Raw genomic sequence first — 22116 nt, 5'->3', positions numbered from 1 at the left:
CGACGAGGTATGAAGCCCTTGCCCGTACGGCGTTCGACATCCCTCGTCGCCCTGCTCGCCCTGCTTCCCCTGGCCGCGGCCTGCGGCGGTCATGACGGCGGCACGGGAGCACACGCCCCGCGGAGCCTCCGCGGGGCGGCCGGCCAACAGGTGGTGATCGCCACCGACAACGGCCTGCGCCTGCGCCCGGCCGACGGCGACCAGGTCACCGTGGACGACCGTGTCGACGAGCACTGGTCCCACCACGACGACGTCTGGACGCTCGACCTGACCTGCGACGGCCGGGCCGCCGACGACCGGGACTGCCCCCGGATGCCGTACGTGGAGATCCCCGACGGCGTTCGGGTCACGGCCACCGCCCGCAACGCCGGCGTCGACGTGGCCGGCGTCACCGCGACCCTGGACATCACCACCGTCAACGGCGATGTGACGCTGACCCGTTCGGGCCGCGAGGGCGCCGACGTACGCCTGTCCACCCGCAACGGCTCGGTCCGCGCGACGGGAGTGGCCGCACACCGGCTGTACGCCGCGACCACCAACGGGGACGTGGTGCTCGGCTGTGCCGCGGTACCCACGGGCGTCACCGCCACGACCGTCAACGGCTCGGTCGCCGTCACCGTCCCGCACGACAGCCCCGCCTACCGGGTCGCCGCGTCCACCGACAACGGCCGCGCCACGGTGGCCGTCCCGGTCCGGCGCCCCGACCGGAACCACGCCATGACCCTGACCACCGTCAACGGCGACGTCACCGCCCACCGCGACTGACCGCGGAGGCTGCGTACACGTGGTGCCGCCCCCGCTTGGTTTGGTCCTGCGAACCGGGGGCAGACGGCGGTCAGGTGCTTGGGATCACAGGCCCACCGCGGAAGCGGCCGTAAGCGGCTCCTTCTTGGTACGGCCTCCCAAGGCTCTTCCGTGGCTGACCGAACGACCTGGCGGGAGGAGTGGGTCTCCGACCCTCTCGCCACCCTCACTTCGCAGCTGGAGGAGCACACCATGCTCATGGCCCACCCCGTCCTTCTCACCGATCTCCTCGAGCGCTACGAGGCGTTGCGGGTGCTCCACGCGGAGGACGGCAGCGTCGAGGCACGTCAGCGCCTCGAGGACGTGTCCTACACCCTGTGCATCGCCACGGGCACCCGTGACATCGACTCGGCGCTGACCGCGGCCCGCCGTCAGCTGGCGGGCGCGTCCGATGCCCGACCGGCGTCCGGCGTCTCTGGCGCCCGCCCCGACGACGACGCCCTGATGGCGGGCGCGTGACCCCCAGGGCCCGTACCCTCCCGGCGTGCGGGCCCACTCCGTCGTGCACGCCGGCACCCCGCGCGTGAGTGGGGTGCGCCGACCGGGTACTCGGGTGCTCCGCCACCCCCGGCCGGCGGCCGCCCGATGTGCTGGGCCCAATCGCCGGCCACGAACCGAAGGAGCCCTCGCTCATGACGGATGTGTCCGGTAACGGTCCCGCTCCCGGCGACGACCGCGAGGTACTCACCAACCGCCAGGGCCACCCGGTCCACGACAACCAGAACCAGCGCACGGTCGGCGCCCGCGGTCCCGCCACGCTGGAGAACTACCAGTTCCTGGAGAAGATCAGCCACTTCGACCGGGAGCGCATCCCCGAGCGCGTCGTGCACGCCCGCGGCGTCACCGCGTACGGCTTCTTCGAGGCCTACGGCAGCTGGGGCGACGAGCCGATCAGCCGCTACACCCGCGCCAAGCTGTTCCAGGAGCGCGGCAAGCGCACCGACCTGGCCGTCCGCTTCTCCACCGTCATCGGCGGCCGGGACTCCTCCGAGGCCGCCCGCGACCCCCGCGGCTTCGCCGTGAAGTTCTACACCGAGGACGGCAACTGGGACCTGGTCGGCAACAACCTGGGGGTCTTCTTCATCCGGGACGCGATCAAGTTCCCGGACGTCATCCACGCCCTCAAGCCCGACCCGGTCACCTTCGAGCAGCAGCCGCGCCGCATCTTCGACTTCATGTCCCAGACACCCGAGTCGATGCACATGCTGGTCAACCTGTTCAGCCCGCGCGGCATCCCCGCGGACTACCGCCACATGCAGGGCTTCGGCGTCAACACCTACAAGTGGGTCAACGCCGAGGGCGAGACCAAGCTGGTCAAGTACCACTGGATGCCCAAGCAGGGCGTGCGCAGCATGACCGAGGAGGACGCCGCCAACGTCCAGGCCGACTCCCTGGGCCACGCCACCAAGGACCTGTACGAGGCCGTCGCCCGCGGTGACCACCCGGAGTGGGAACTCCTCGTCCAGATGATGGACGACCACGACCACCCCGAGCTGGACTTCGACCCGCTCGACGACACCAAGACCTGGCCCGAGCAGGACTTCCCGCCCAGGCCGGTGGGCCGGATGGTCCTGGACCGGATGCCGGAGAACTTCTTCGCGGAGAACGAGCAGATCTCCTTCGGCACCGGAGTCCTCGTCGACGGCCTGGACTTCTCCGACGACAAGATGCTCGTCGGCCGGACCTTCTCCTACAGCGACACCCAGCGCTACCGGGTCGGCCCGAACTACCTCCAGCTCCCCGTCAACCAGGCCAAGAACGCCGAGGTGCGCACCAACCAGCGCGACGGCCAGATGACGTACCACGTGGACGGCGGGGGAGAGAACCCGATCGTCAACTACGAGCCGTCCATCACCGGCGGGCTGCGGGAGGCGCAGTACCCGACGCACGACGAGCAGGGACCCGAGATCCACGGGCGGCTCACCCGCAGGCGCATCCCCCGCACCAACGACTACCTCCAGGCCGGGCAGCGCTACCTGCTCCTTGAGGACTGGGAGCGCGACGACCTGGTGAAGAACCTCACCGACCTGCTCGCCCAGTGCGACCGGCCCGTGCAGGAGCGCATGGTGTGGCACTTCCTGCTGGTCGAGAACGACCTGGGCCTCAGGGTGGGCGAGGGGCTCGGCATCGGCCCGGAGGACGTCGCCGGTCTGGAGCCGCTCGCGAGCCAGGACCTCACCGACGAGGACCGCAAGCGGCTGGCCGACCTCGGCAAGAACCCGCCGCGCGACGTCGAGGGCCTGACCATGACCCACTGCGTTCCGGACGAGCGGCATGTCGTGACCCGCTGAGGGCATCCGGGGTCCTGTGCCGGGAGCGCCCCGCCGCCGCCCGACCATGAGATCGTGGGGCCACCGTGCCGCACGGATCATGAAAGGGAGGGGCGGGGCAGGATCCGGAGCGCGCGGACGAGACAGTCACGCGCGCGGGACACACCCCGTACCGGACCGCCCGAGGGATCATGGACGCGATGAGAGCGAACGACGAGGCCGTGCCCGACGGCTCCCGCTTCGAGGCGCAGAACCTCGCCCGGCTCGCGCTGCTCTGTCTGGCGGGAGTGGTCGCGGCGGTCGTGGCGGCGGGCCACTGGCTCCTGCTGCTCCTCGGCCTCGTCGGCATCGCGGTGGCCGGTGCGGGTCTGTGGTGGGCGGTGGCGCACCGGGGCATCGCGCGGGCGTGCGGCGCCCTGCTGGCGCTGGCGGCGCCGATCGCCGTCCTGGTGCTGTACGCGGTCTCCGGCCTGTGGCCGTACGCCGCGGTGGCGCTCGGACTCTGGGCGGCGGCGCTGGCCAGTGCCCGCAGCGCGCTGCGCCGGCTCCGCGCCCCGAGAGGCAGGCGGTCCCGGTCGGTCCGGCCCCCGCGCCGACCCGTACTGATCATGAATCCCCGGTCGGGCGGAGGCAAGGTCGGCGAGCACGGGCTGGTGGAACGCGCCGAGGCCCTGGGCGCCAAGGTGATCCTGCTCGACCTCGACAACGACCCCGATCCGGCGGCACTGGCCCGCCAGGCCGTCGCGGAGGGCGCGGACCTCCTCGGTGTGGCGGGCGGCGACGGCACCCAGGCCCTGGTGGCGGCGGTGGCCGTCGAGCACGGGCTGCCGTTCATGGTGCTGTCCGCCGGCACCCGCAACCACTTCGCGATGGACCTGGGCCTGGACCGCGACGACCCGGCCGCCGGCCTGGACGCCCTCACGCACGGCGTGGAGATCCGGGTCGACCTGGGCGACGTGGCCGGGCGGCCCTTCGTCAACACGGTCTCCTTCGGGACCTACGCGGAGATCGTGCAGAGCCCCGAGTACCGGGACGCCAAGGCGGCCACCGCCCTCGAACGCCTGCCCGACCTGCTGGGCGGCGCGGCAGGGGCGCGGCTGACGGCCCGGGTGGAGGACCAGCAGCTGGAGGAGCCGCAGGCCCTGCTGGTGAGCAACAACCCCTACGCCCTGGCCGACCCCCTGGGCGCCGGGCGCAGACCCCGTCTCGACGGCGGCGAACTCGGTGTGGTCGCGATCCGGATAGCGAGCGCCGCACAGGCCGCCGAACTGGCGCTACGGGGTGAGAAGGCCAGCGGCATCACCACCCTGACCTCCCGGCGCGTGACCGTGGAGGCCGACGCCGAGTCGATCCCGGTGGCCGTGGACGGGGAGGCGCTGATGCTGCCCCCGCCCGTCGTGTGCACCGTACGGCCGGGAGTCCTGCGGATGCGGGTGCCCCGGCACCGCCCCGGAGCGCCGTACACCGCCCCCTCGGTGGACTGGCGCCGCGTCGTCCGGCTGGCCCTCGGCCGGACCTCTCTTCCGACCGACGAGAACCAGGAGCAGAGCCATGCCTGACCGACCCCAGTGGGACCAGCGAGTCGCCCGGGACCTGTTGCGCGATCTGGCCGCGCTCGACCAGGCGCTGTACGAGGCGGTGACCGTCACGCAGACACCGGCCCTGGACCACGCCCTGCGCCGCCTGTCCGCGGCGGCGGACCACTCCAAGATCTCGTTCACGATCGCCGGACTGCTCGCAATGTTCCCCGGCAGGCCCCGGCGGGCCGCCGCGCTCGGGGTCGCGGCCATCGGGGTCGCCTCCGCGAGCGCGAACCTGCTCGGCAAGCGCCTGGTGCGCCGGCCGCGTCCGCACCGCGCCGTGGACTCGCCGTTCCCCGGGCGGCACGTGCCCATGCCGCAGTCCGCGTCCTTCCCGTCGGGGCACACCGCGTCCGCGGTCGCGTTCGCCGCGGCCGTGGGCCCCGCCCTGCCGGTCGTCACGGTGCCGCTCGGACTGCTGGCCTGCGCGGTGGGGTACTCGCGGATCCACACCGGGGTGCACTATCCGGGCGATGTGGTCGCCGGCGCCGTCCTGGGCACCGGCGCGGCCGCGGTGGTCCTCGCCGCCGTGGGCCGGCAGGGGCTCGGACGCCGCGGCTGACCGCCGCACGAACCGCACCTGACCGCATCCGAACCCCGCGTCCGGGCGGAAGGAGGGGGAGGAGAGCCGAGGAGAAGCAGGCACATCACCCCGACCCGCACGGCCAGGGACGGAGGAACCACCATGACGAAGAAGAAGGACGACACGTCCCAGGGCAAGAAGCTCACCCGGGGCGACGAGGTCACCTGGAGCAGCCACGGCGGCACCGCAGAGGGCAAGGTCGAACGGAAGATCACCCGACGCACCGAAGCCGCCGGCCGCACCGTGGACGCCTCGCCCGACGACCCGCAGTACGAGGTGCGCAGCGCCAAGTCGGGCAGGACGGCGGTCCACAAGCCGTCCTCGCTGCGCAAGAAGTGAGCCGGGCCGGATGCAGACGTTCCTGCCCGACCCGGACTTCCGGCGTTCGGCCCTGCTGCTGGACCCGCGCCGGCTGGGCAAGCAGCGGGTCGAGGCCCTCCAGGTCCTGCGCGGACTGACCGTCCCCGGATACGGCTGGCGCAACCACCCGGCCGTCCGGATGTGGACCGGGTACGAGCAGGCCCTCGTGCGGTACGGCCTGGAGGTGTGCCGGGTCTGGCGCGAGCAGGGACACCCGGACAGCTGCGCCGCCTCGCTGCTCGCCGGACTTCCCGCGCTCCGGCCCGGCACCGAGGTGCCTGACCAGATCCAGCTGACCGTCGACGGCGAAGTGCCGCCCTGGCTCGGCGACCGGGCCTTCCACGAGAGCCACCGCTCGGCGCTCATCCGCAAGGACCCGGGGACGTACGCCGAACTGTTCCCCGGAACACCCGACGACCTGCCCTACGTGTGGCCCGCCTCGGACCGGGACCCCCGGCGCGCGCCGGCCGAGCGGTAGGGCGGGGGAGGTTGATCATGCTGACCGCAGTCCGGGACCAGCTGGGACACGCCCTGTTCAGCCGTGTCGCGGGGCCCGAAGGACCGGCGAACCGCGCCCGCATCCACGACACCCCCGGGCCGCGCTGGTTCGCACCGGACCGCCCCATCCGCACGGTCCACGGCGACGCCTCGATGTTCATCGGCGGGCTCGGGGCGCTTCTCCTCCAGTCCCTGCACCCGCTCGCCATGGCCGCGGTGGCCGGTCACTCCGGCTTCCGGGGCGACCCCTGGGGCCGCCTCCAGCGCACCAGCACCTTCCTGGCGGTGACGACCTACGGCACCGCCGAGGACGCGCAGCGGGCCGTCGACCAGGTCCGCGCCATCCACGAGCGGATCCGCGGGACGACCGCCGGGGGAGTGCCGTACCACGCGGCCGACCCGCACCTGCTCGGCTGGGTGCACGCTGCCGAGACGGACAGCTTCCTGCGCGCCCACGAACGCTACGGAGCCCGTCCGCTGGACACCGCCGGCTACGACGCCTACGTGGCCGACACCGCGCGCGTCGCCGAGGCACTGGGCGTCGTGGACCCGCCCCGCGACCGCCGGGAACTGTCCGAACGGCTCACCGCCTACCTCCCCGAACTGCGCGCCACGCCCGAGGCCCGCTCCGCCGCCCGGTACCTGCTCCTGCGGCCCCCGCTGTCGCTCGCGGTCCGCCCGTTCTACGGCGGCCTCGCCGCCAACGCCGTGTCCCTGCTCCCCGCGTGGGCCCGCCCCATGCTGTGGCTGCCGCGCCTGCCCCTCGTCGAGACCATGGCGGTGCACCCCACCGGCCAGGCCCTGACCCGGACCATCCGCTGGGCCATGACACGACCGCAGCGCCCCTCACCCGGCTCCTAGAACCAGGCGAGGGGCGCGCTGTACCCGGGGGAGTCCTGAGGGCAGCTCAGCGCGCCGCGGTGCGCGTCCTGCGGCGGCGCACGGTCAGCACCGTGGTCGTGGCCACCGCGGTCACCAGACCGGCCGCCAGGGAGATCGGCAGAGCCGGCGAGGTGCTGCCGGTGTCGGCGAGATCCTGCGCCTTGAGGTCGGCGACGTAGGGCGCGTACGGCTTCCCGCCGGACGGGGCCGAGGCTGCCCGGGCGTAGTGCGGAATCCGCCGCACCGATTTGACCGAGCCGTCGGCGTTGAGCAGCACCTGCTTGTCGTTGGGGTGCCGGAAGTCGAACATGCCGGCCAGGCTGCCCGCCCGCTGGTCGAACGAGCCGTCACCGATCCTGCCGGTGTGCCAGTTGTCCTCGATGAACCGGGTGATGGACGCCTGCTCGGTGGCGGTGTGGTCGATCGCGTTCACCCTGCTGTAGGGCGAGACGACCAGCAGCGGCTGCCGGGTGCCCGGGCCGCAGCGGTCCGCGTAGCCCTTCGCGGCCGCGGGGCCCGACTGGCAGGCGGGGCTGTCGAGGGCCTTGCCGTTGGAGCCGACGGTGGTGTCCTTGGAGCCGTTGAGGACCTTCGAGGTGACGTGGTCGTACCAGCCGTCGGAGTCGTCGTAGGCGATCACGACCGCCGTGGACTTCCACTGCGGGGACCGCTGGAGCGCGTTGATCTCCTTGACCAGGAAGTGCTGCTCGTCGATCGGGTCCGAGTAGCCGGCGTGGCCGTCCTGGTACTCACCGGCCTTGAGGAAGCTGACGGCGGGCAGGTTCCCGGCCTTGAGCGCGGCGTCGAAGTCGCTCAGGTCGTAGTTGTGGTTGGCGCGCCCCTTGTGGCCGATCTCGGCGACGCTCTTCGGGGCGAGGTGGTGCGGGTTCGCCGTCGAGGCGTAGTAGGCGAACGGGTTGTGGTGCGGGCTGTAGTCGACGGCAGCCGCGCCGCCCACGTTGGGGTGCGAGGTGTCGCACTTGGCGTAGTCGCCCTGCTTGCCGTCCCAGGCGGTGCTGGGCCGGAAGCCGCCCTGGAACCAACCCCAGCTCACCCCCTTGGAGTTGAGCAGGTCACCGATGTTCCTGCCCTGCATGGAGGCGAGCGCGCTGGTGCTGGTGTGGTCCTTGTCGGCGCAGTCGTCGTAGGCCGGGTCGGGGTCGTTGACGAGCGTGCCGACGCCCTTGGCGTTCGGCGAGAGCACGGCGTACGGGTCGGGGGTGGCCGTCTGCTTCGGGTGCTCGGTGCCGGTCGACGGGTCCACGGAGATCACGCCGTGCGTCTGACCGGAGACCAGATTGAGGGCGCCGGGTGTGGAAGGGCCGTAGACCGAGCTGAAGGAGCGGTCGTCGAGGGAGTAGTGCTGGGCGTAGTTCCACAGCGCGGTGACGGTGTTCCCGTCGTAGTAGTCCATCACCAGGCCGGGCTCGCCGAACAGCCCGGTGCACTTGTTGACCTCGGTGTTCTCGACGTACTTGTCGGCCTTGCCGCCGTCCGCCGCGTACTGCTCGGGACCGTAGGAGTGGTTCTGGTCGCAGGTCATCGCCTGCGAACTCGCCAGCCGCTTCGGGGCGTACAGGTTCGGGTTCTTCTTCAGCAGTCCGGCGCTGAGGAGGTTGTCCGCCTTCGGGGTGTGCTTGGCCGCGGTGAACTTCGTGCCGTCGGTGTTCGCCGCCTTGGGGTAGGTGGCGAAGTAGTGGTCGAAGGAGATGTTCTCGTCGTAGATGACCACGACGTGCTTGATCGGCGTCGCGGTCCGCGCGGCCGGGGGGCGGTGGTGTGCGGAGACCGCCGTGGCGGGCACGGCGCCCGCCGCCGCGAGGGCGGCCGCGCCGAGCAGGGCGCCCACGGTTCTTGCTGTGGTCGAGCCGATCATGCTGTCTCGCCTTTCCAGGGAGCACGGGGAAGGGGCTGCTGCCGGAACCCTCCGGCACGGTGACGGCGGCTCAGGGGAGGGGCGATGGCGTGCGAGCGAATGTTCGGTCAGGAATGGTTCATGGGATTTTGAGCCGTTCTTGACGGTTATCGGCGGGTTCGTTTCACGCCATGAGTGAGCGTCCCAGCCAGTCGGACGTGTCGCGCACGCCGGGCAGCGCGAAGAAGTAGCCGCCCCCGAACGGGGTGACGTAGTCGACCAGCGGCTCACCGGCCAGCCGCTTCTGCACGGTCTCGAACTGCCGGGCCACGTCCTGCTGGTAGCAGCAGAACAGCAGCCCCATGTCGAGGTTGCCGTTGCGGTCCGTGCCCCGGTCGTAGTTGTAGCCCCGGCGCAGGATGCGCTGCCCCTCGGTGGCGCTCGTGCGCGGGTTGGCGAGCCGGATGTGACTGTCCAGCGGGATCACGTCGCCCTGCGGGTCCTGCGTGTACCGGGGTACGTCCTTCTCGTGCCGGCCGTCCAGCGGAGCACCCGTGTCCCGGGCCCGGCCGAACATCCGTTCCTGCTCGGTGATCGAGACGCGGTCCCAGAACTCCACCAGCATCCGGATCAGCCGTACGACCTGGTAGCTGCCGCCGACCGCCCAGTCCGGCTCGCCGCCGCCCGCGCCCACCCACACCAGGCGGTCCATCGCCCGGCCGTCGGTGACGTCGGGGTTGGCGATGCCGTCCTTGAAGCCCAGGTGGTTGCGCGGCGCACCGGAGGGCCGCGAGGGGCTCACGAAGCCGTCCATGCGCCAGCGCACCTGCATGCCGCCGCGGGTGTGCCGGGCGAGGTCGCGCAGGGCGTGCAGCACGGTGTCGGTGTTGTCCGCGCACAGCTGCACACTGAGATCGCCGTGGCACCAGTCCGCGTCGAGGTCGTCGTCGGGGAAGGACGGCATCGCGGTGAGCCGGTGCGGTCTGCGGGCGGCGAGGCCGTAGCGCTCGTCGAACAGCGAGGCGCCGACGCCGACCGTGACGGTCAGCCGGTCGGCGGGGATCCGTGGCCCGAGGGTGCCCGAGTCGGCGGGCGGGGCGGTGATGCCGAGCGAGTCCGGGATGCCGCCGGCGGTGAGGAAGCGGGCCTGTTCCGTGATCGTGCGCAGCAGATCGGTCAGTTCGGCGCGGCCGTCCGCCGTGGCGTCGAAGGAGACGAAGGCCGTGGCGCGCTGGGCCGGGGTGAGGATGCCGGCCTGGTGGACACCGTGGAAGGGCACGCTCGCAGGAGTGTCCGCGGCTCCCTCCGGAGCGGCAGCCGCCACCAGTCCCGTGTCCGCCACCAGGCCCGTGCCGGCCACGACGCCGGTGCCCGCCACCGCCGCCGCCCCCGCCAGGAATCCCCTGCGGCCCACCTGGTCTCCGCGGTTCACGCGGTCCTCCGTACGTCGGTGAGGGCGGCGACGTCGGCCAGCCGCTCCACGAGTTCGCCCAGGTCGGCGTCGACCTTCTCGCGCTGGGCGCGGGTCAGCCGGGAGAGCGGGGTCCAGCGACCGTCGTGGTCGAAGGCGTCGAGGGTGTGCCGGGCGCGGCTCATCCAGGTCTCGATGCCGGTCAGGCCGGTGGCGCGCGTCCGCAGCAGCGGGCGCAGGTAGCCGAGCAGGGCCCGGGTGCCGTCGAGGTTGGCGCGGGCGGTGGCGAGGTTGGTGCCGCTGCCGTAGTCCGTTCGGCCGGTCAGTTCGAACTGCACCGTGTTCTCCAGGATCTCGTGCGCCCGCAGGCCCACGTCCGCCGGATCCATCCGCCGGCCGGGCCAGCTGTCCCGCAGCGCGTGCACGGCCCCGGCGAGCCGGTCGGCCGGTCCGCGCAGGCTGCTCGCGGACTCACCGTGCCACAGCCCGAACTCGACCCGGTGGAACCCGGCGAAGCCCGGGTCGCGCACCCCGCCGGACAGCCCCGCGGTGGTCCCGTCGATCTCCGCGTCGGCGTCCCCGAAGGTGCCGTAGGCGGCGCCCATCCGCTCGTACACCAGGTGCGCGGGCAGCCAGGCGGCACGCGCCGCGGCCAGGTCGCCGCGGTCGACGGCGGCCCGCAGCACGTCGGTCCTGCGGGCCAGTTCGACCGTGCGGGCCCCGATCCACTTCTGGTAGGCGAGGGTGGGCGGGATCAGCTCCTGCTGGGTCACGGGCACGGCGGCCGGGCCGCTCCTGACCTTCCCGCCACCGGTGATCCGCACGGTCGGTCCGGTGACGGCGTCGGCGTCGTCGGGCAGACAGGTGAAGGCGTAGGAGCCGTCTCCGAGGGTGACCTGGAGGGTCCGCGTGGTGCCGGGCCCCAGGCCCTCGACCTCGCCGTGGACGGCGCCGGTCCGGGCGTCGACGAGGTATGCCTCGGCCGCCGTGGCGGAGGTGTTGCGCAGGTCGAACACCTGGCGTCCCGCGGCGGGGCGGGTCCAGCCCCGACCGCAGCCGCTGGTGCCGATCTCGACGGTGGTGTGGCGCAGCCCGTCGCCGGCGACCGGCCGCGCATGCCGGCCCGCACCGGCGCCCCCGGCGACCAGGACGCCCGCCGTCACCGCCCCCGCGGTGAGCAGGGCACCGGCGGCGAGCAGGACAGGGCGTCGCCGGAAGGGCAGGACGGGGCGTCGCCGGTAGGTCGGGGCGGTCACGGCGCCGGGCTCGGGTGGGGGCACGCCGGGGCTCCAGTGGGTCGTACGGGATGCGTGGGGTGCGTGGGTCGCACTGACGATGCTAAGCAGCCCGGCCCCCCGTGCACCGCATCCCTGACCAGGTCCTGACCAGCGGGCAAGCCAGAATTCGTCGACGGTTCACCGAAGCCACGCCGAGGCCTTCGCGGGCCTGCCCCGGTCGTCCCGCTCGGATGGCGGTGCGCGTACGATCCCCGCCGGGGAGGTGCGACTTGGGCGCGTCGTGGCTGTACCAGGTGCTTGAACCGCTGCCGGACTCCGCGAGTGCGGTACGGCGGGCGCGCGAGCTGGTGAAGGCCTTCACGGAGTGGGTGGACGAGCCCTCCAGCCCCGAGGTCGGTCCGGCCGTCACCCTGGAGCAGTACGAGCACGCGCGCCGCCTCTTCGCCTTCGGGGTGCTCACGCGCCGTGACGCGGATGCCCTCCCGCTGGACCGCCTCACGGAACTCCGGCGTGTCATCGACCGGACCGGAGCCCTGCGGGACAGCGACCCGTACCGGATGATCGTGGAGCTGCGCCCTGAGTTCGCCCGGCTGTGGCCGCTGGTCGAGGAGGCGGGCCTCCAGATCGAGCTGCCCGGCCGGATCACCCCGCCGTTCGACGCGGGTGAGGAGGACACCACCACCGAGGCGGGGCTGGACCGCATGCTCGAGGCCGTGGGCCCCCTCGCATTCGACGTCGCCTGGGAAGGGAGCCTGCGCGGACTGCCCTCGGCGAAGCTGTGCGGGGTCCAGCTGTGTCTGAACAGTGTATGGACCTCCCAGTGCACGGAGCCCGCCCCCGGGACCCACGCGGTCTACCTCTCCGTCGGTACCCGCAACCTCGACGTCCAGGACGAGTGGCTGCGGCGGACCGAGCTGAACCTCGGCCCCGCGCAGGCGGGTTGGTAGTCGAACGACCGGGTGTGTTCGTCGGCGCTTGTGTGCGCGGCCGTCCGGACCTCTTCCGAAGAGTCCCGATGACCTCCGATGAGTAATGCCGCCCTGCCGGGTCTACAACACAGTTGAACCGGTCTGGATCAGCACACCGCAGGAGGCCGAAGTGTCCACATCCGTGCTCGACATGTCGATGTCACTCGACGGGTACATCGCCGATCCACACGATTTTCTCGGTGGCGACGACGGCGAACGACTGCACAAGTGGGCCGACCTGCCGTCCGAACCGGTCGCGCGGTTCCAGGACGAGTGGAATGCGGCCGGTGCGGTGCTCGCGGGGCGACGCACTGCCGAGCTCATGGACCACTGGGGCGGTGATCACGGTGGTCTCCCGATCTTCGTGCCCAGTCACCGGCCGCCCGGTCCCGCCGCCCGCTGGGGCTATCCGCTGGTCACCTACGTGACCGACGGGATCGAGAGCGCGATGGCCCAGGCCAAGGCCGCCGCCGGGGACAAGGACGTGCAGGTGCGCGGCGCGTACACCGCGCAACGCGCGCTCGAGGCCGGGGTGCTGGACGAGGTGCAGATCCATCAGATCCCGGTGCTGCTCGGTGACGGCCGCCGCCTGTTCGACGTGTTGACGTCGCAGATCGAGCTGGAGATCGTCCGGGTGATCGACACGCCGGAGGCCACGCACATCCGCTACCGCGTCCGTCGCTGAGCCAGGGACCGTCAGACCGTGCGGTGGACCTCCTCGATCGGGGTACACGGCCCCGCATGACACACACTGACGACCCCGTGGCGGCTCGTGCCGCGAGGCAGCTGCGCCGCATGCGGAACTTCTACGCGGCCGGCGTCGCCCTGTGGGCGGCATCCTCGGCCTGGACGACCTGGGACGCCCCCGGCAGCCGGCCCATGTGGACCTCCGTGCTGCTCCTGGCCGTCTTCGCCGCACTGCTGGCCATGGCCTGGCGGTGGCTGCGGCAACTCGAACCCGCCGACGCCACCCGGCCCTCCCACCGCGCCGCGTTCTCCGGCAGTCCCGGGCGCCACGCGCTGTCCAAGCCCTGAGGCACGGACCGCGTCGACCCGGTCATGAGTCCGAACTCCCCGTCCTCCGTTTGCCGCACGTGCGGAGGGAGACCCGGCAGCGCATGAGCGCGCGACGACGTCATCCACGGACCCGGGAGAACCGGCTCCTCAGGCTGCTGGCCCGTCTGGAGCGGGAGCCCCGGTTCGACCCGGTGGCCGAGACCCTCGGGGCGGGGATCCGGTCCCTGCCGCTGGGGCGGGCCCGGGACGTGCTGCACGGCACGTGGCTGGGGCACCCCGTCCACCCCCTGCTGGTGCAGGTGCCGATCGGCAGCTGGCTGTCCGCGGCGGTCCTGGACCTCCGCAAGGACCGTCCTCGTGAGGCGGGCCTCCTGGTGGGCCTGGGTCTGGCCGCGGCCGCCCCCGCGGCGCTGACGGGGGCCGTCGACTGGGCGGAGCTGAATCCCCCGCACAAACGCGTGGGACTGGTGCACGCCCTGTCCAACACGGCGGCCGTCGCCCTCTACACGGCCTCCCTCGCCTGCCGGGCCACCGGCCGGACCCGAGCGGGCCGCACCCTCGGCTTCCTGGGCCTCACGGCGGTCGGGGCGGGCGGCATGCTGGGCGGCCACCTGGCCTACCGACAGGCCGCCGGCGCCAACCACGCCGAGGCCGTACCCCACCTCGTCACGGAGGGCTGGCACCGGATCGGAGCGCTGGACGACCTCCCGCCCGGCCTGCCCGTGCGGCGCAGTGTGGACGACGTGCCCGTGATGGTGCTCCGCGGGACCGACGGGGCGATCCACGCGCTGGCGGACCAGTGCAGTCACCTGGCGGGGCCGCTGTCCGAGGGGACGGTGTCCGACGGCTGCGTCCAGTGCCCCTGGCACGGCAGCGTCTTCCGCCTCTCGGACGGTCTGAACGTGCGCGGGCCGGCCGTCGCGCCCCAGCCCGCCTTCGAGGCACGGGTCGTCGACGGGCAGGTCGAGGTGCGCCTGCGCGGCCAGGACGAGGAAGAGGAAGAGGCCGGGGAACCGAGTGAGGCAGGCCATGAGCACATCCACTGACCGTCGCCTCGGCCGACGGGCCCAGGCCTTCCTCCGGCGCACCGGCCGCACCTACGCGGGCACGAACGACCGGCCCCTGCGCGGCTATCTCGCGGCCATGACGGCGTTCGGCGCCTACACAGCAGGCTGGGCCACCCTCGTACGGCTGCGCGGGCGACCCCTGCCGGACCGGCCGCAGCCCTGGGACGTGCTCCTGACCTCGGTGGCCACGTTCCGGCTCAGCCGGCTGATCAGCAAGGCCTCGGTGACCAGTCCGCTGCGCGCCCCCTTCACGACGTACGTCGGTCCGCAGGGACCCGCCGAACTGCACGAGGAGGCCCGGCCCGAGACCGGCAGGGACACCGTGGGCGAGCTGATGACCTGCCCGTTCTGCATGAGCGTCTGGGTGGCGTCCACCTTGACCGCCGGTCAGCTGCTGTGGCCCCGCGCGACCCGCGCCGCGATGGGCGCGGCGACGGCTCTGGCCGGGGCGGACGCCTTGCAGCTGGCGTACGGAACGCTGGTCTCCAAGGCCACCGACAGCTGACCGACGTGCCCGCTCATGTGATTGAAACCGTCTTCAAACGTGCATAGTGGGGCTTATCGGTCGCCCTCCTGGGCACTTGGGGGTCACCCTGGACATGCGGGACCTTCGGCGACACCCCAAGGAGCGAACGTGGCCATGCGCATCGGTGTAGAGGAGGAGTTCCACATCCTGGAAGTGGAAAGCGGACTGCTCGTGCCACGCGCCGACGCGGTCCTGCGCCGGCTTCCCCGGCGCACCTTCACCACGGAGCTGCACCAGTCCGCCGTGGAGTCGAACAGCGGGGTGCACGCGTCCCTGGCCGGTCTGTACTCCGACCTGGCGAGAACCAGACGGCGGCTCGACGCGGCCGCCGCCTCGCTGGGGCTCGCGGTGGCGGCCGCGGGCACGGCACCCCTCGCGCCGGCCGCCTCCGGGCAGCCCACCGCCGACGCCCGCTACCACCACATGGTCGAGGAGTACCGCCGGGTCGCCGACGAACAGCTCATCTGCGGCGCCCAGGTCCACGTCGACATACCGGACCGGGACACGGCCGTGGGCCTGATGTGCACGCTCTCCCCCTGGCTGCCCGCACTGCTGGCCCTGTCCGCCAGCTCACCGTTCTGGCAGGGGTCCGACACCGGCTACGCCAGCTGGCGCACCCTGCTCTGGCAGCGCTGGCCGACCGCGGGTCCCGTCGGCTGTTTCAAGAGCGCGGCCGACTACGACGCCGCCGTGGACGACCTCGTCCGGACCGGCGTCATCAGCGACCCGGGGATGATCTACTACGACGTCCGCCCCTCCTCGCACCTGCGGACCCTGGAACTGCGGATCTGCGACGCCTGTCCGCGGGTGGAGACCGTCGTGCTCGTCGCCGGCCTGTTCCGCGCCCTGGTGACCGAGGCGCTCGAACTGCGCGCGTCGGGGGCGGCGGTGTGCGACGGCCGTCACGAATGGCTGCGCGGTGCGTCCTGGCGAGCCGCCAGGTCCGGCCTGGAGGGCGCACTGGTGGATCCCAGGACCCACCGGGAGGCGCCCGCCGCCGAGGTCGTCCGCGGACTGCTGGCCCGGTTGCGTCCCGCGCTGGAGGCCCACGGCGACTGGCAGACCGTCCGGGATCTCGCCGAGGGTGCCCTGGCGAACGGCAGCGCCGCCGAGCGCATGCGCCGCAAGGCCCGCGAGGAGGACCTGCTGGCCTGCACCGACCTGCTGATCGCGGAGACCCGCGGCGCTCGGCGGCACCGCAGGCCGGCCGCCTTCGCCCGCAGGAAGGTCCAGCGCTCCGTCCAGGGCGGGGCCGGTTCCGGTGTCCAGGGCGGGGCCGGTTCCGGCATGCCGGAGGTCCTCGGCGGCTGACACCGCCCCTGTCATGTCTTCCACCCGACCGACTCACAGGAGAGGTTTTCGTCGATGTCCAGCTCTTCCGTCCGGGTCGCGACCGTCAGGCGCGGCCCGGCAGCTCCGTCCCCGCTCGTGACCGAGGGCTCCCGGAAAGGGGGCGGCGCCCCATGTGCGGTCTGAGCGGCGAGATCCGCTTCGACGGCGGACGACCCGACCTCGCGGCCGTCGAGCGCATGAGCGACCGGCTCGCCGCCCGAGGACCCGACGGCCAGGGCATCTGGACGAGGGGCGCGGTGGCGCTGGGGCACCGGCGGCTGAAGATCATCGACCTGTCCGACTCCGGCGCGCAGCCGATGACCGACGCCGACGACGAGATCACCGGCGTCTTCAACGGCTGCGTCTACAACTACCGTGAGCTGCGCGAGGAGCTCCGGCGGCTCGGGCACCGTTTCGTGTCGACCTCCGACACCGAGGTCGTGCTGCACGCGTACCGCCAGTGGGGAACCGCCTGCGTGGAGCGGTTCTATGGCATGTTCGCCTTCGCGCTCGTCGAGCACCGCACCGGCCGACTCGTGCTGGGCCGCGACCGGCTGGGGATCAAGCCCCTGTACCTGGCGCCCGGCCCGGGCCGGCTGCGGTTCGCCTCCTCCCTGCCCGCCCTGCTGGCCGCCGGGGACGTGGACACCTCCCTCGACCCGGTCGCCCTCCACCAGTACCTGAGCTGGCACGCCACCGTCGCCCCGCCGCACACCGTGCTCAACGGCGTGCGCAAACTGCCGCCGGCCACCGTACGGGTGGTCGAGCCCGACGGCAGCCACCGGGACCACTCCTACTGGCAGCCGTCCTACACCCGGCGCGCCGAGTGCGCGCAGATGGAGCCCGACGAGTGGCGTGACGCCGTCCTGGACGCGCTGCGCACGGCCGTACGCCGCCGCATGGTCTCCGACGTGCCGGTCGGCGTCCTGCTCTCCGGGGGCCTGGACTCCAGCCTGATCGTCGCCCTGCTCGCCGACGAGGGCCAGCGGGACCTGAAGACGTTCAGCGTGGGCTTCGAGAGCGAGGGCGGCGAACAGGGCGACGAGTTCCGCTACTCGGACCTGGTCGCCCGCGAGTTCGGCACCGACCACCGCCGCATGATGGTGCCCTCGGACCGGGTCTCGAACGCCCTGGACGACGCCGTCGCCGCGATGAGCGAGCCCATGATCAGCCACGACGTGGTCGCCTTCCACCTGCTGTCCGAGCAGGTCTCCAAGGAGGTGAAGGTCGTCCAGAGCGGACAGGGCGCCGACGAGGTGTTCGCCGGCTACCACTGGTACCCGGAGCTGGCCGCCGTCCCGCGCGAGGAGGAGCCGCAGCGCTATGCCGAGACCTACTTCGACCGCCCCCACGCCGACCTCGCGGGGATCCTCCAGCCCCACCTGCTGCCCCGGGAGGACGTCTCGGGCCGTTTCGTCAGGGAGCACATGGCACGCCCCGGCGCGGAGACCGCCCTGGACGCGGCGTTGCGCCTGGACACGCACGTCATGCTCGTCGACGACCCCGTGAAGCGGGTCGACAACATGACCATGGCCTGGGGACTCGAGGCTCGGGTGCCCTTCCTCGACCACGAACTGGTGGAACTGGCCGCGGCCTGTCCGCCCGAACTCAAGCTCGCCGACGAGGGCAAGGGCGTCCTCAAGGCAGCCGGCCGCAAGCTCCTGCCGCGGGACGTCGTCGACCGGCCCAAGGGCTACTTCCCCGTCCCCGCCATCCGGCACATGGCGGGCCCCGTCCTGGAGCGGGTGCGCGAGGCGCTCGAGGCCCCCGAGGCGAAGAAGCGGGGGATCTTCCAGGAGGCGTACGTGGCCGAGCTCCTGGCGGCACCCGACGAGCACCGGACCAAACGGGGTGCCAACGCCCTGTGGCAGGTGGCGCTGCTGGAGATATGGCTCCAGAAGCACGGCATCACGTGACCGGGGAAGCCACGACCGGGACGGCGCCCGAGGCGTCCGACACCCGGACTCCGCCCGGGGCGTCCGACCCCCTGACTCCGCCCGGGGCGTCCGACCCCCTGACTCCGCCCAGGGCGTCCGACACCCGGACCCCGCCCCTACCGGCCCAGGAGCCCGCCCCACCGGAGCCACGGGAGACCCACCGTGCCGCGGCCCCCGCCCCGGTGCCGTTGCCCGAGGCGGAAGGCCCCCGGGACGCCGTGACACGGCTGCGCGCCCACGGCTGCTGGTACCCCTCCGCCGATCCCGACGGCACCGAGGCGGCCTTCATCTGCGACCGGGGCGGCGTCCCCCAGCTGTGGGCCGGGCCCGTGGACGGAGAAGGCGTCCGGTTGCTCGACTCCTCCCCGGACCCGGTGAAGGAGGTGTCCTGGTCGCCCGACGGCCGCTGGATCGCGTACACCACCGCGCCCGGCGGCGGCGAGCACTCACGTGTGCTGTGCGTGCGGCCCGACGGCACCGGCCGCCGTCTGCTGGCCGGTGCCGACCCGGACACCTCGGCCTACCTCGGCTGCTGGGCCCGCGACGGCTCGGCCGTCGCCGTCACCCTGGCCGCACCCGCCGCCTCCCGCGCCCGGCGGGACGGCCTCTGGCAGCCGTCGGACCCCGCACCGGCCCACTGGACCGCCCGGGACGGCAGGGCGACCCTGCTCGGCACCACCGCCCATGCCCCGGGGCCCGGCGGCACACCGGCGGCCCGGACCGGTGCGGGTCTGTCCGCCTACCTGATCGATCCCGACGGCCTGGCCTCACCCGTCCTGCTCGCCACGGAACCGGACGCGCCCACCCTCCGTGTGTGCGACCTGACCGCCGACGGCCGACTCGCGCTGCTGCGCCGGGGGCCGCGCGGGCGCCGGGAGGCGGTCGTCCGGCGCGTCGTCGACACCGCGACCACCTTCACCCTTCCGGTCGCCGACGGAGACCAGTGGATCGGCCGGTTCTCGCCCGACGGACGGACCCTGTGGCTGCGCAGCGACGCCGGACGCGAGTACGCGGCCCTGTTCGCCGTCGCGCTCGACGCCGGCGGCACGGCGCTCGGCACGAGGGTCGTCGCCGAACGCGCCGACAGCGACCTCGACCTGCTGACGCTGGCCCACGACGGCCGGACCGCCGTGCTCGCCTGGAACGTGCGGGGCGCCAGCGAACTCGACGTCGTCGAGACCTCCGCCCGACCCGGCGCCCCGGACACCACCGGACCGCCCCGGCCGGTACCGCTGCCCCACGAGGTCGTCACGCGGATCACGGCGGCCGGGGCGGGACGGCTGCTCCTCGCGCTGTCCGGGTCGCAGCGCCGCCCGGGTGTGTGGTGGGCCCACGAGGGCGTGTCCCTGCTGCGCACCCCGTGGTCCGCCCGGGACGAGGACACCGTCCCGCCGGGCCGCCCGCCCGTGCGCCCGGTCCTCACGCGCCTCACCGCCCGGGACGGCCTCCCGCTCGGCGGCTGGTACTACCGCGCCCCGGGACGCGCCTCGCACGAGCCCGCGCCCTGCGTGGTCCACCTCCATGGCGGCCCCGAGGACCAGGAACGCCCGGTGTTCGACCCGCTCTACCACGAACTCCTCGGACGCGGACTGGACGTCTTCGCCCCCGACGTCCGGGGCTCCGGCGGACACGGCCGGTCCTTCGTCGACGCCGACCTCGGCACCGGCCGCTTCGCCGCGCTCGACGACGTCGCGGACTGCGCCGCGCACGCCGTCACGGCCGGCCCCGCCGACCCGACCCGGCTGGCGGTGATGGGGCGCTCCTACGGCGGCTATCTGACCTTCGCCTCCCTCGTGTGGCACCCGGAGCTCTTCCGCACCGGTGTCGCCGTCTGCGGCATGTCCGACCTGCTGACCTTCTTCGCCGGAACCGAGCCCTGGATCGCGGAGTCGGCGGCGCACAAGTACGGCCACCCCGAGCGCGACCGCGAACTGCTGCGCACCCTGTCGCCGATGAGCCGCATCGACGCGCTGCGGGCCCCGCTGCTCGCCGTGCACGGGGAGCACGACACCAACGTGCCGCCGGGGGAGTCGGAGCAGTTCGTGCGGGCCGCCCGGGAGCGCGGGGTCCCCGCCGAGCTCCTCGTCCTGCGCGACGAGGGGCACGACTTCCTGCGCGCGGAGAACCGGCGCCTGTTCCGCCGGGCCGCCGGGGACTGGATGGAGCGCCACCTGCGCCCCTTCTGACCCGCGCGGGCCCTGCGGGGCGTTTGGACGGGTGGCCGTCTGTCAACCCGGTGTGCAGACCGAAAGGGTCGCAAGGCCGGCTTCGGCACCTGGACCGGGCCGTACGGACCTGGGAGGAACCATGGACCACTCGCGGGCGCCCGTGCTGGAGGCGCTGGAGGAGTTCCGGCGCCGTGGAGACGTGGTCTTCGGGCCGCCCGGCCACAAGCAGGGCCGCGGTGTCGACCCGCGGGTGGCGGAGATCATGGGGATCGACGTGTTCCGTTCCGACGTCCTGTCCCTCAACGGTCTCGACGACCGCCGGCAGTCCCAGGGTGTGCTCGGTCAGGCACAGGACCTGATGGCGGACGCGGTCGGCGCCGAGCAGGCGTTCTTCTCCACCTGCGGCAGCTCCCTGTCCGTGAAGACCGCGATGCTGTCCGTGGCCGGGCCGGGGGAGAAGCTGCTGCTGTCGCGCAACGCGCACAAGTCCGTGATCTCGGGCGTCGTCGTCAACGGCGTCGAACCCATCTGGGTCCACCCCAAGTTCGACCGGGAACGGCACCTCGCGCATCCGCCGGAGCCCGACGACGTACGCCGCATGCTCCAGGAGCACCCGGACGCCAAGGGCATGCTCCTCATCACCCCCACCGACTGGGGGACCTGTGCCGACGTCCGGGGCGTGGCCCGGGTGTGCCACGAGTTCGGTGTCCCCCTCATCCTCGACGAGGCCTGGGGCGCCCATCTGCCGTTCCACCCCGGGCTGCCCGTCTGGGGCATGGACGCCGAGGCGGACCTGGTGGTCACCAGCGTCCACAAGATGGGCGGGGCGATCGAGCAGAGCTCCGTCTTCCACCTCCAGTACGACCGGGTCTCGCCGGAGGCGCTCAAGCAGCGGGAGGACCTGCTCGGCACCACCAGCGCGTCGTCGCTGATCTACATGACCCTGGACGGCTGGCGCCGCCAGATGGTCGAGCACGGACACGACCTGCTGGAGACGGCCCTGCACCGCGCGGAACGCGTCCGGCAGGCGGCGATGGATTTGCCGGGCCTGCGGCCCATGGGTCAGGAGATCGTCGAGGAAGGACTCGCCGCGGACTTCGACCCCCTGAAGATCGTCATCGACGTGCGCGAGCTCGGGATCAGCGGCATGCAGGCCGCCGAGTGGCTGCGGGCCGAACTGCACGTGGACGTCGGGGGCTCCGACACCTGCCGGATCAGCGCGTCGATCACCCACGCCGACGACGACGAGACGGAGAAGACGCTCGTCGACGCCCTGCGCGCGCTCACGGAGGGAGCCGAGTCCATCGAACGCAGGCCGCCGGTACGCCTGCCCGAGCCCTCGGACCTCGAACTGGAGCAGGCCATGCTGCCGCGCGAGGCGTTCTTCGCCGAGGTCGACCACGTTCCCGCAGAGCGTGCGGCGGGCCGTGTCGCCGCGGAGATGATCAGCCCGTATCCGCCCGGCGTGCCGGTGATCGCTCCCGGCGAGGTCATCACCGACGCCGTGCTCGACTACCTGCGCAGCGGAGTCGAGCACGGCGTCCTGATCCCGGACGCCGCCGACCCCTCGGTCGAGACGCTGCGGGTGGTGGCACGGCACTGAGGCCGGGCCCCCGTTCG

Annotated in this window: 20 protein-coding genes; 17 read left to right on the top strand and 3 right to left on the bottom strand. The window is 73.0% G+C overall.

Annotated features, from left to right (window positions below; genetic code table 11):
* The first annotated feature begins 9 nt into the window (after nucleotides 1-9).
* The 8 genes from AQJ54_RS28280 (at nucleotide 10) to AQJ54_RS28245 (ending at nucleotide 6956) form a co-directional block, all read left to right on the top strand.
* Complete coding sequence (locus AQJ54_RS28280; RefSeq protein WP_062241948.1) at nucleotides 10-765, top strand: DUF4097 family beta strand repeat-containing protein; 756 nt, start codon at nucleotides 10-12, stop codon at nucleotides 763-765.
* A gap of 231 nt (nucleotides 766-996) precedes the next feature.
* Entirely contained in the window at nucleotides 997-1263 is a 267-nt protein-coding gene (locus tag AQJ54_RS28275; RefSeq protein ID WP_062030739.1) for a DUF5133 domain-containing protein, read from the top strand.
* Between the two features lie 173 nt (nucleotides 1264-1436).
* Nucleotides 1437-3095: a catalase gene (locus AQJ54_RS28270; protein ID WP_062241946.1), complete on the top strand. Its 1659-nt coding sequence runs from the start codon at nucleotides 1437-1439 to the stop codon at nucleotides 3093-3095.
* Nucleotides 3096-3274: 179 nt separating this feature from the next.
* On the top strand, nucleotides 3275-4633 hold the full coding sequence (locus AQJ54_RS28265; RefSeq protein ID WP_062242410.1) for a diacylglycerol/lipid kinase family protein: 1359 nt from the start codon (nucleotides 3275-3277) through the stop codon (nucleotides 4631-4633).
* Nucleotides 4626-5216 (top strand): phosphatase PAP2 family protein, encoded by a 591-nt coding sequence (locus AQJ54_RS28260; protein WP_062241944.1) that lies wholly within the window; start codon nucleotides 4626-4628, stop codon nucleotides 5214-5216. Before AQJ54_RS28265 ends, AQJ54_RS28260 begins: the two co-directional genes overlap by 8 nt.
* 123 nt (nucleotides 5217-5339) lie before the next feature.
* The gene (locus AQJ54_RS28255) at nucleotides 5340-5576 is read left to right on the top strand and encodes a hypervirulence associated TUDOR domain-containing protein (protein WP_062241942.1); all 237 of its coding nucleotides are present in this window, start codon (nucleotides 5340-5342) and stop codon (nucleotides 5574-5576) included.
* Nucleotides 5577-5586: 10 nt separating this feature from the next.
* The gene (locus AQJ54_RS28250; RefSeq protein WP_062241940.1) at nucleotides 5587-6075 is read left to right on the top strand and encodes an MSMEG_6728 family protein; all 489 of its coding nucleotides are present in this window, start codon (nucleotides 5587-5589) and stop codon (nucleotides 6073-6075) included.
* Nucleotides 6076-6092: 17 nt separating this feature from the next.
* Nucleotides 6093-6956: an oxygenase MpaB family protein gene (locus tag AQJ54_RS28245; RefSeq protein WP_062241938.1), complete on the top strand. Its 864-nt coding sequence runs from the start codon at nucleotides 6093-6095 to the stop codon at nucleotides 6954-6956.
* 46 nt (nucleotides 6957-7002) lie between these two features.
* Here the strand turns inward: AQJ54_RS28245 and AQJ54_RS28240 are convergent, their stop codons facing one another.
* The 3 genes from AQJ54_RS28240 to AQJ54_RS28230 all read right to left on the bottom strand — a co-directional run bounded on the left by AQJ54_RS28240 (nucleotide 7003) and on the right by AQJ54_RS28230 (nucleotide 11523).
* Nucleotides 7003-8853, bottom strand: coding sequence for a phospholipase C (locus AQJ54_RS28240; protein ID WP_062241936.1), 1851 nt, complete (start codon nucleotides 8851-8853; stop codon nucleotides 7003-7005).
* A 163-nt stretch (nucleotides 8854-9016) separates the two neighbouring features.
* A complete protein-coding gene (efeB, locus tag AQJ54_RS28235; RefSeq protein ID WP_062030751.1) occupies nucleotides 9017-10264 on the bottom strand; it encodes an iron uptake transporter deferrochelatase/peroxidase subunit in 1248 nt (415 codons plus the stop codon).
* Nucleotides 10261-11523, bottom strand: coding sequence for an EfeM/EfeO family lipoprotein (locus AQJ54_RS28230; protein ID WP_391147708.1), 1263 nt, complete (start codon nucleotides 11521-11523; stop codon nucleotides 10261-10263). Before AQJ54_RS28230 ends, efeB begins: the two co-directional genes overlap by 4 nt.
* Before the next feature lie 227 nt (nucleotides 11524-11750).
* On the opposite strand from AQJ54_RS28230, the gene AQJ54_RS28225 reads away from it, so the two are divergent.
* The 9 genes from AQJ54_RS28225 (at nucleotide 11751) to AQJ54_RS28185 (ending at nucleotide 22099) form a co-directional block, all read left to right on the top strand.
* On the top strand, nucleotides 11751-12428 hold the full coding sequence (locus AQJ54_RS28225) for a hypothetical protein (protein ID WP_062241933.1): 678 nt from the start codon (nucleotides 11751-11753) through the stop codon (nucleotides 12426-12428).
* A gap of 151 nt (nucleotides 12429-12579) precedes the next feature.
* Nucleotides 12580-13134: a dihydrofolate reductase family protein gene (locus tag AQJ54_RS28220; RefSeq protein ID WP_062030755.1), complete on the top strand. Its 555-nt coding sequence runs from the start codon at nucleotides 12580-12582 to the stop codon at nucleotides 13132-13134.
* Between the two features lie 56 nt (nucleotides 13135-13190).
* The gene (locus AQJ54_RS28215; protein WP_062030757.1) at nucleotides 13191-13484 is read left to right on the top strand and encodes a hypothetical protein; all 294 of its coding nucleotides are present in this window, start codon (nucleotides 13191-13193) and stop codon (nucleotides 13482-13484) included.
* 83 nt (nucleotides 13485-13567) lie between these two features.
* Nucleotides 13568-14512: a Rieske (2Fe-2S) protein gene (locus AQJ54_RS28210; RefSeq protein ID WP_062241931.1), complete on the top strand. Its 945-nt coding sequence runs from the start codon at nucleotides 13568-13570 to the stop codon at nucleotides 14510-14512.
* Nucleotides 14496-15038 (top strand): DUF1360 domain-containing protein, encoded by a 543-nt coding sequence (locus AQJ54_RS28205; RefSeq protein WP_062241929.1) that lies wholly within the window; start codon nucleotides 14496-14498, stop codon nucleotides 15036-15038. Before AQJ54_RS28210 ends, AQJ54_RS28205 begins: the two co-directional genes overlap by 17 nt.
* Before the next feature lie 135 nt (nucleotides 15039-15173).
* Nucleotides 15174-16370 (top strand): carboxylate-amine ligase, encoded by a 1197-nt coding sequence (locus AQJ54_RS28200; RefSeq protein ID WP_062242408.1) that lies wholly within the window; start codon nucleotides 15174-15176, stop codon nucleotides 16368-16370.
* A 152-nt stretch (nucleotides 16371-16522) separates the two neighbouring features.
* A complete protein-coding gene (locus tag AQJ54_RS28195; protein ID WP_062241927.1) occupies nucleotides 16523-18307 on the top strand; it encodes an N-acetylglutaminylglutamine amidotransferase in 1785 nt (594 codons plus the stop codon).
* Nucleotides 18304-20514 carry a S9 family peptidase gene (locus AQJ54_RS28190; RefSeq protein ID WP_428843806.1) on the top strand — a complete coding sequence of 737 codons (2211 nt, stop codon included), beginning with the start codon at nucleotides 18304-18306 and terminating at the stop codon, nucleotides 20512-20514. The genes AQJ54_RS28195 and AQJ54_RS28190 overlap by 4 nt, the downstream gene beginning before the upstream one ends.
* A gap of 121 nt (nucleotides 20515-20635) precedes the next feature.
* The gene (locus AQJ54_RS28185; RefSeq protein ID WP_062241925.1) at nucleotides 20636-22099 is read left to right on the top strand and encodes an aminotransferase class I/II-fold pyridoxal phosphate-dependent enzyme; all 1464 of its coding nucleotides are present in this window, start codon (nucleotides 20636-20638) and stop codon (nucleotides 22097-22099) included.
* Nucleotides 22100-22116 lie beyond the last annotated feature (17 nt).

Source organism: Streptomyces griseorubiginosus (assembly GCF_001514195.1).
Classification (GTDB): domain Bacteria; phylum Actinomycetota; class Actinomycetes; order Streptomycetales; family Streptomycetaceae; genus Streptomyces; species Streptomyces griseorubiginosus.
The sequence above is the reverse complement of the archived record's forward strand: the minus strand, read 5'-3'. Positions and strand labels throughout refer to the sequence as shown.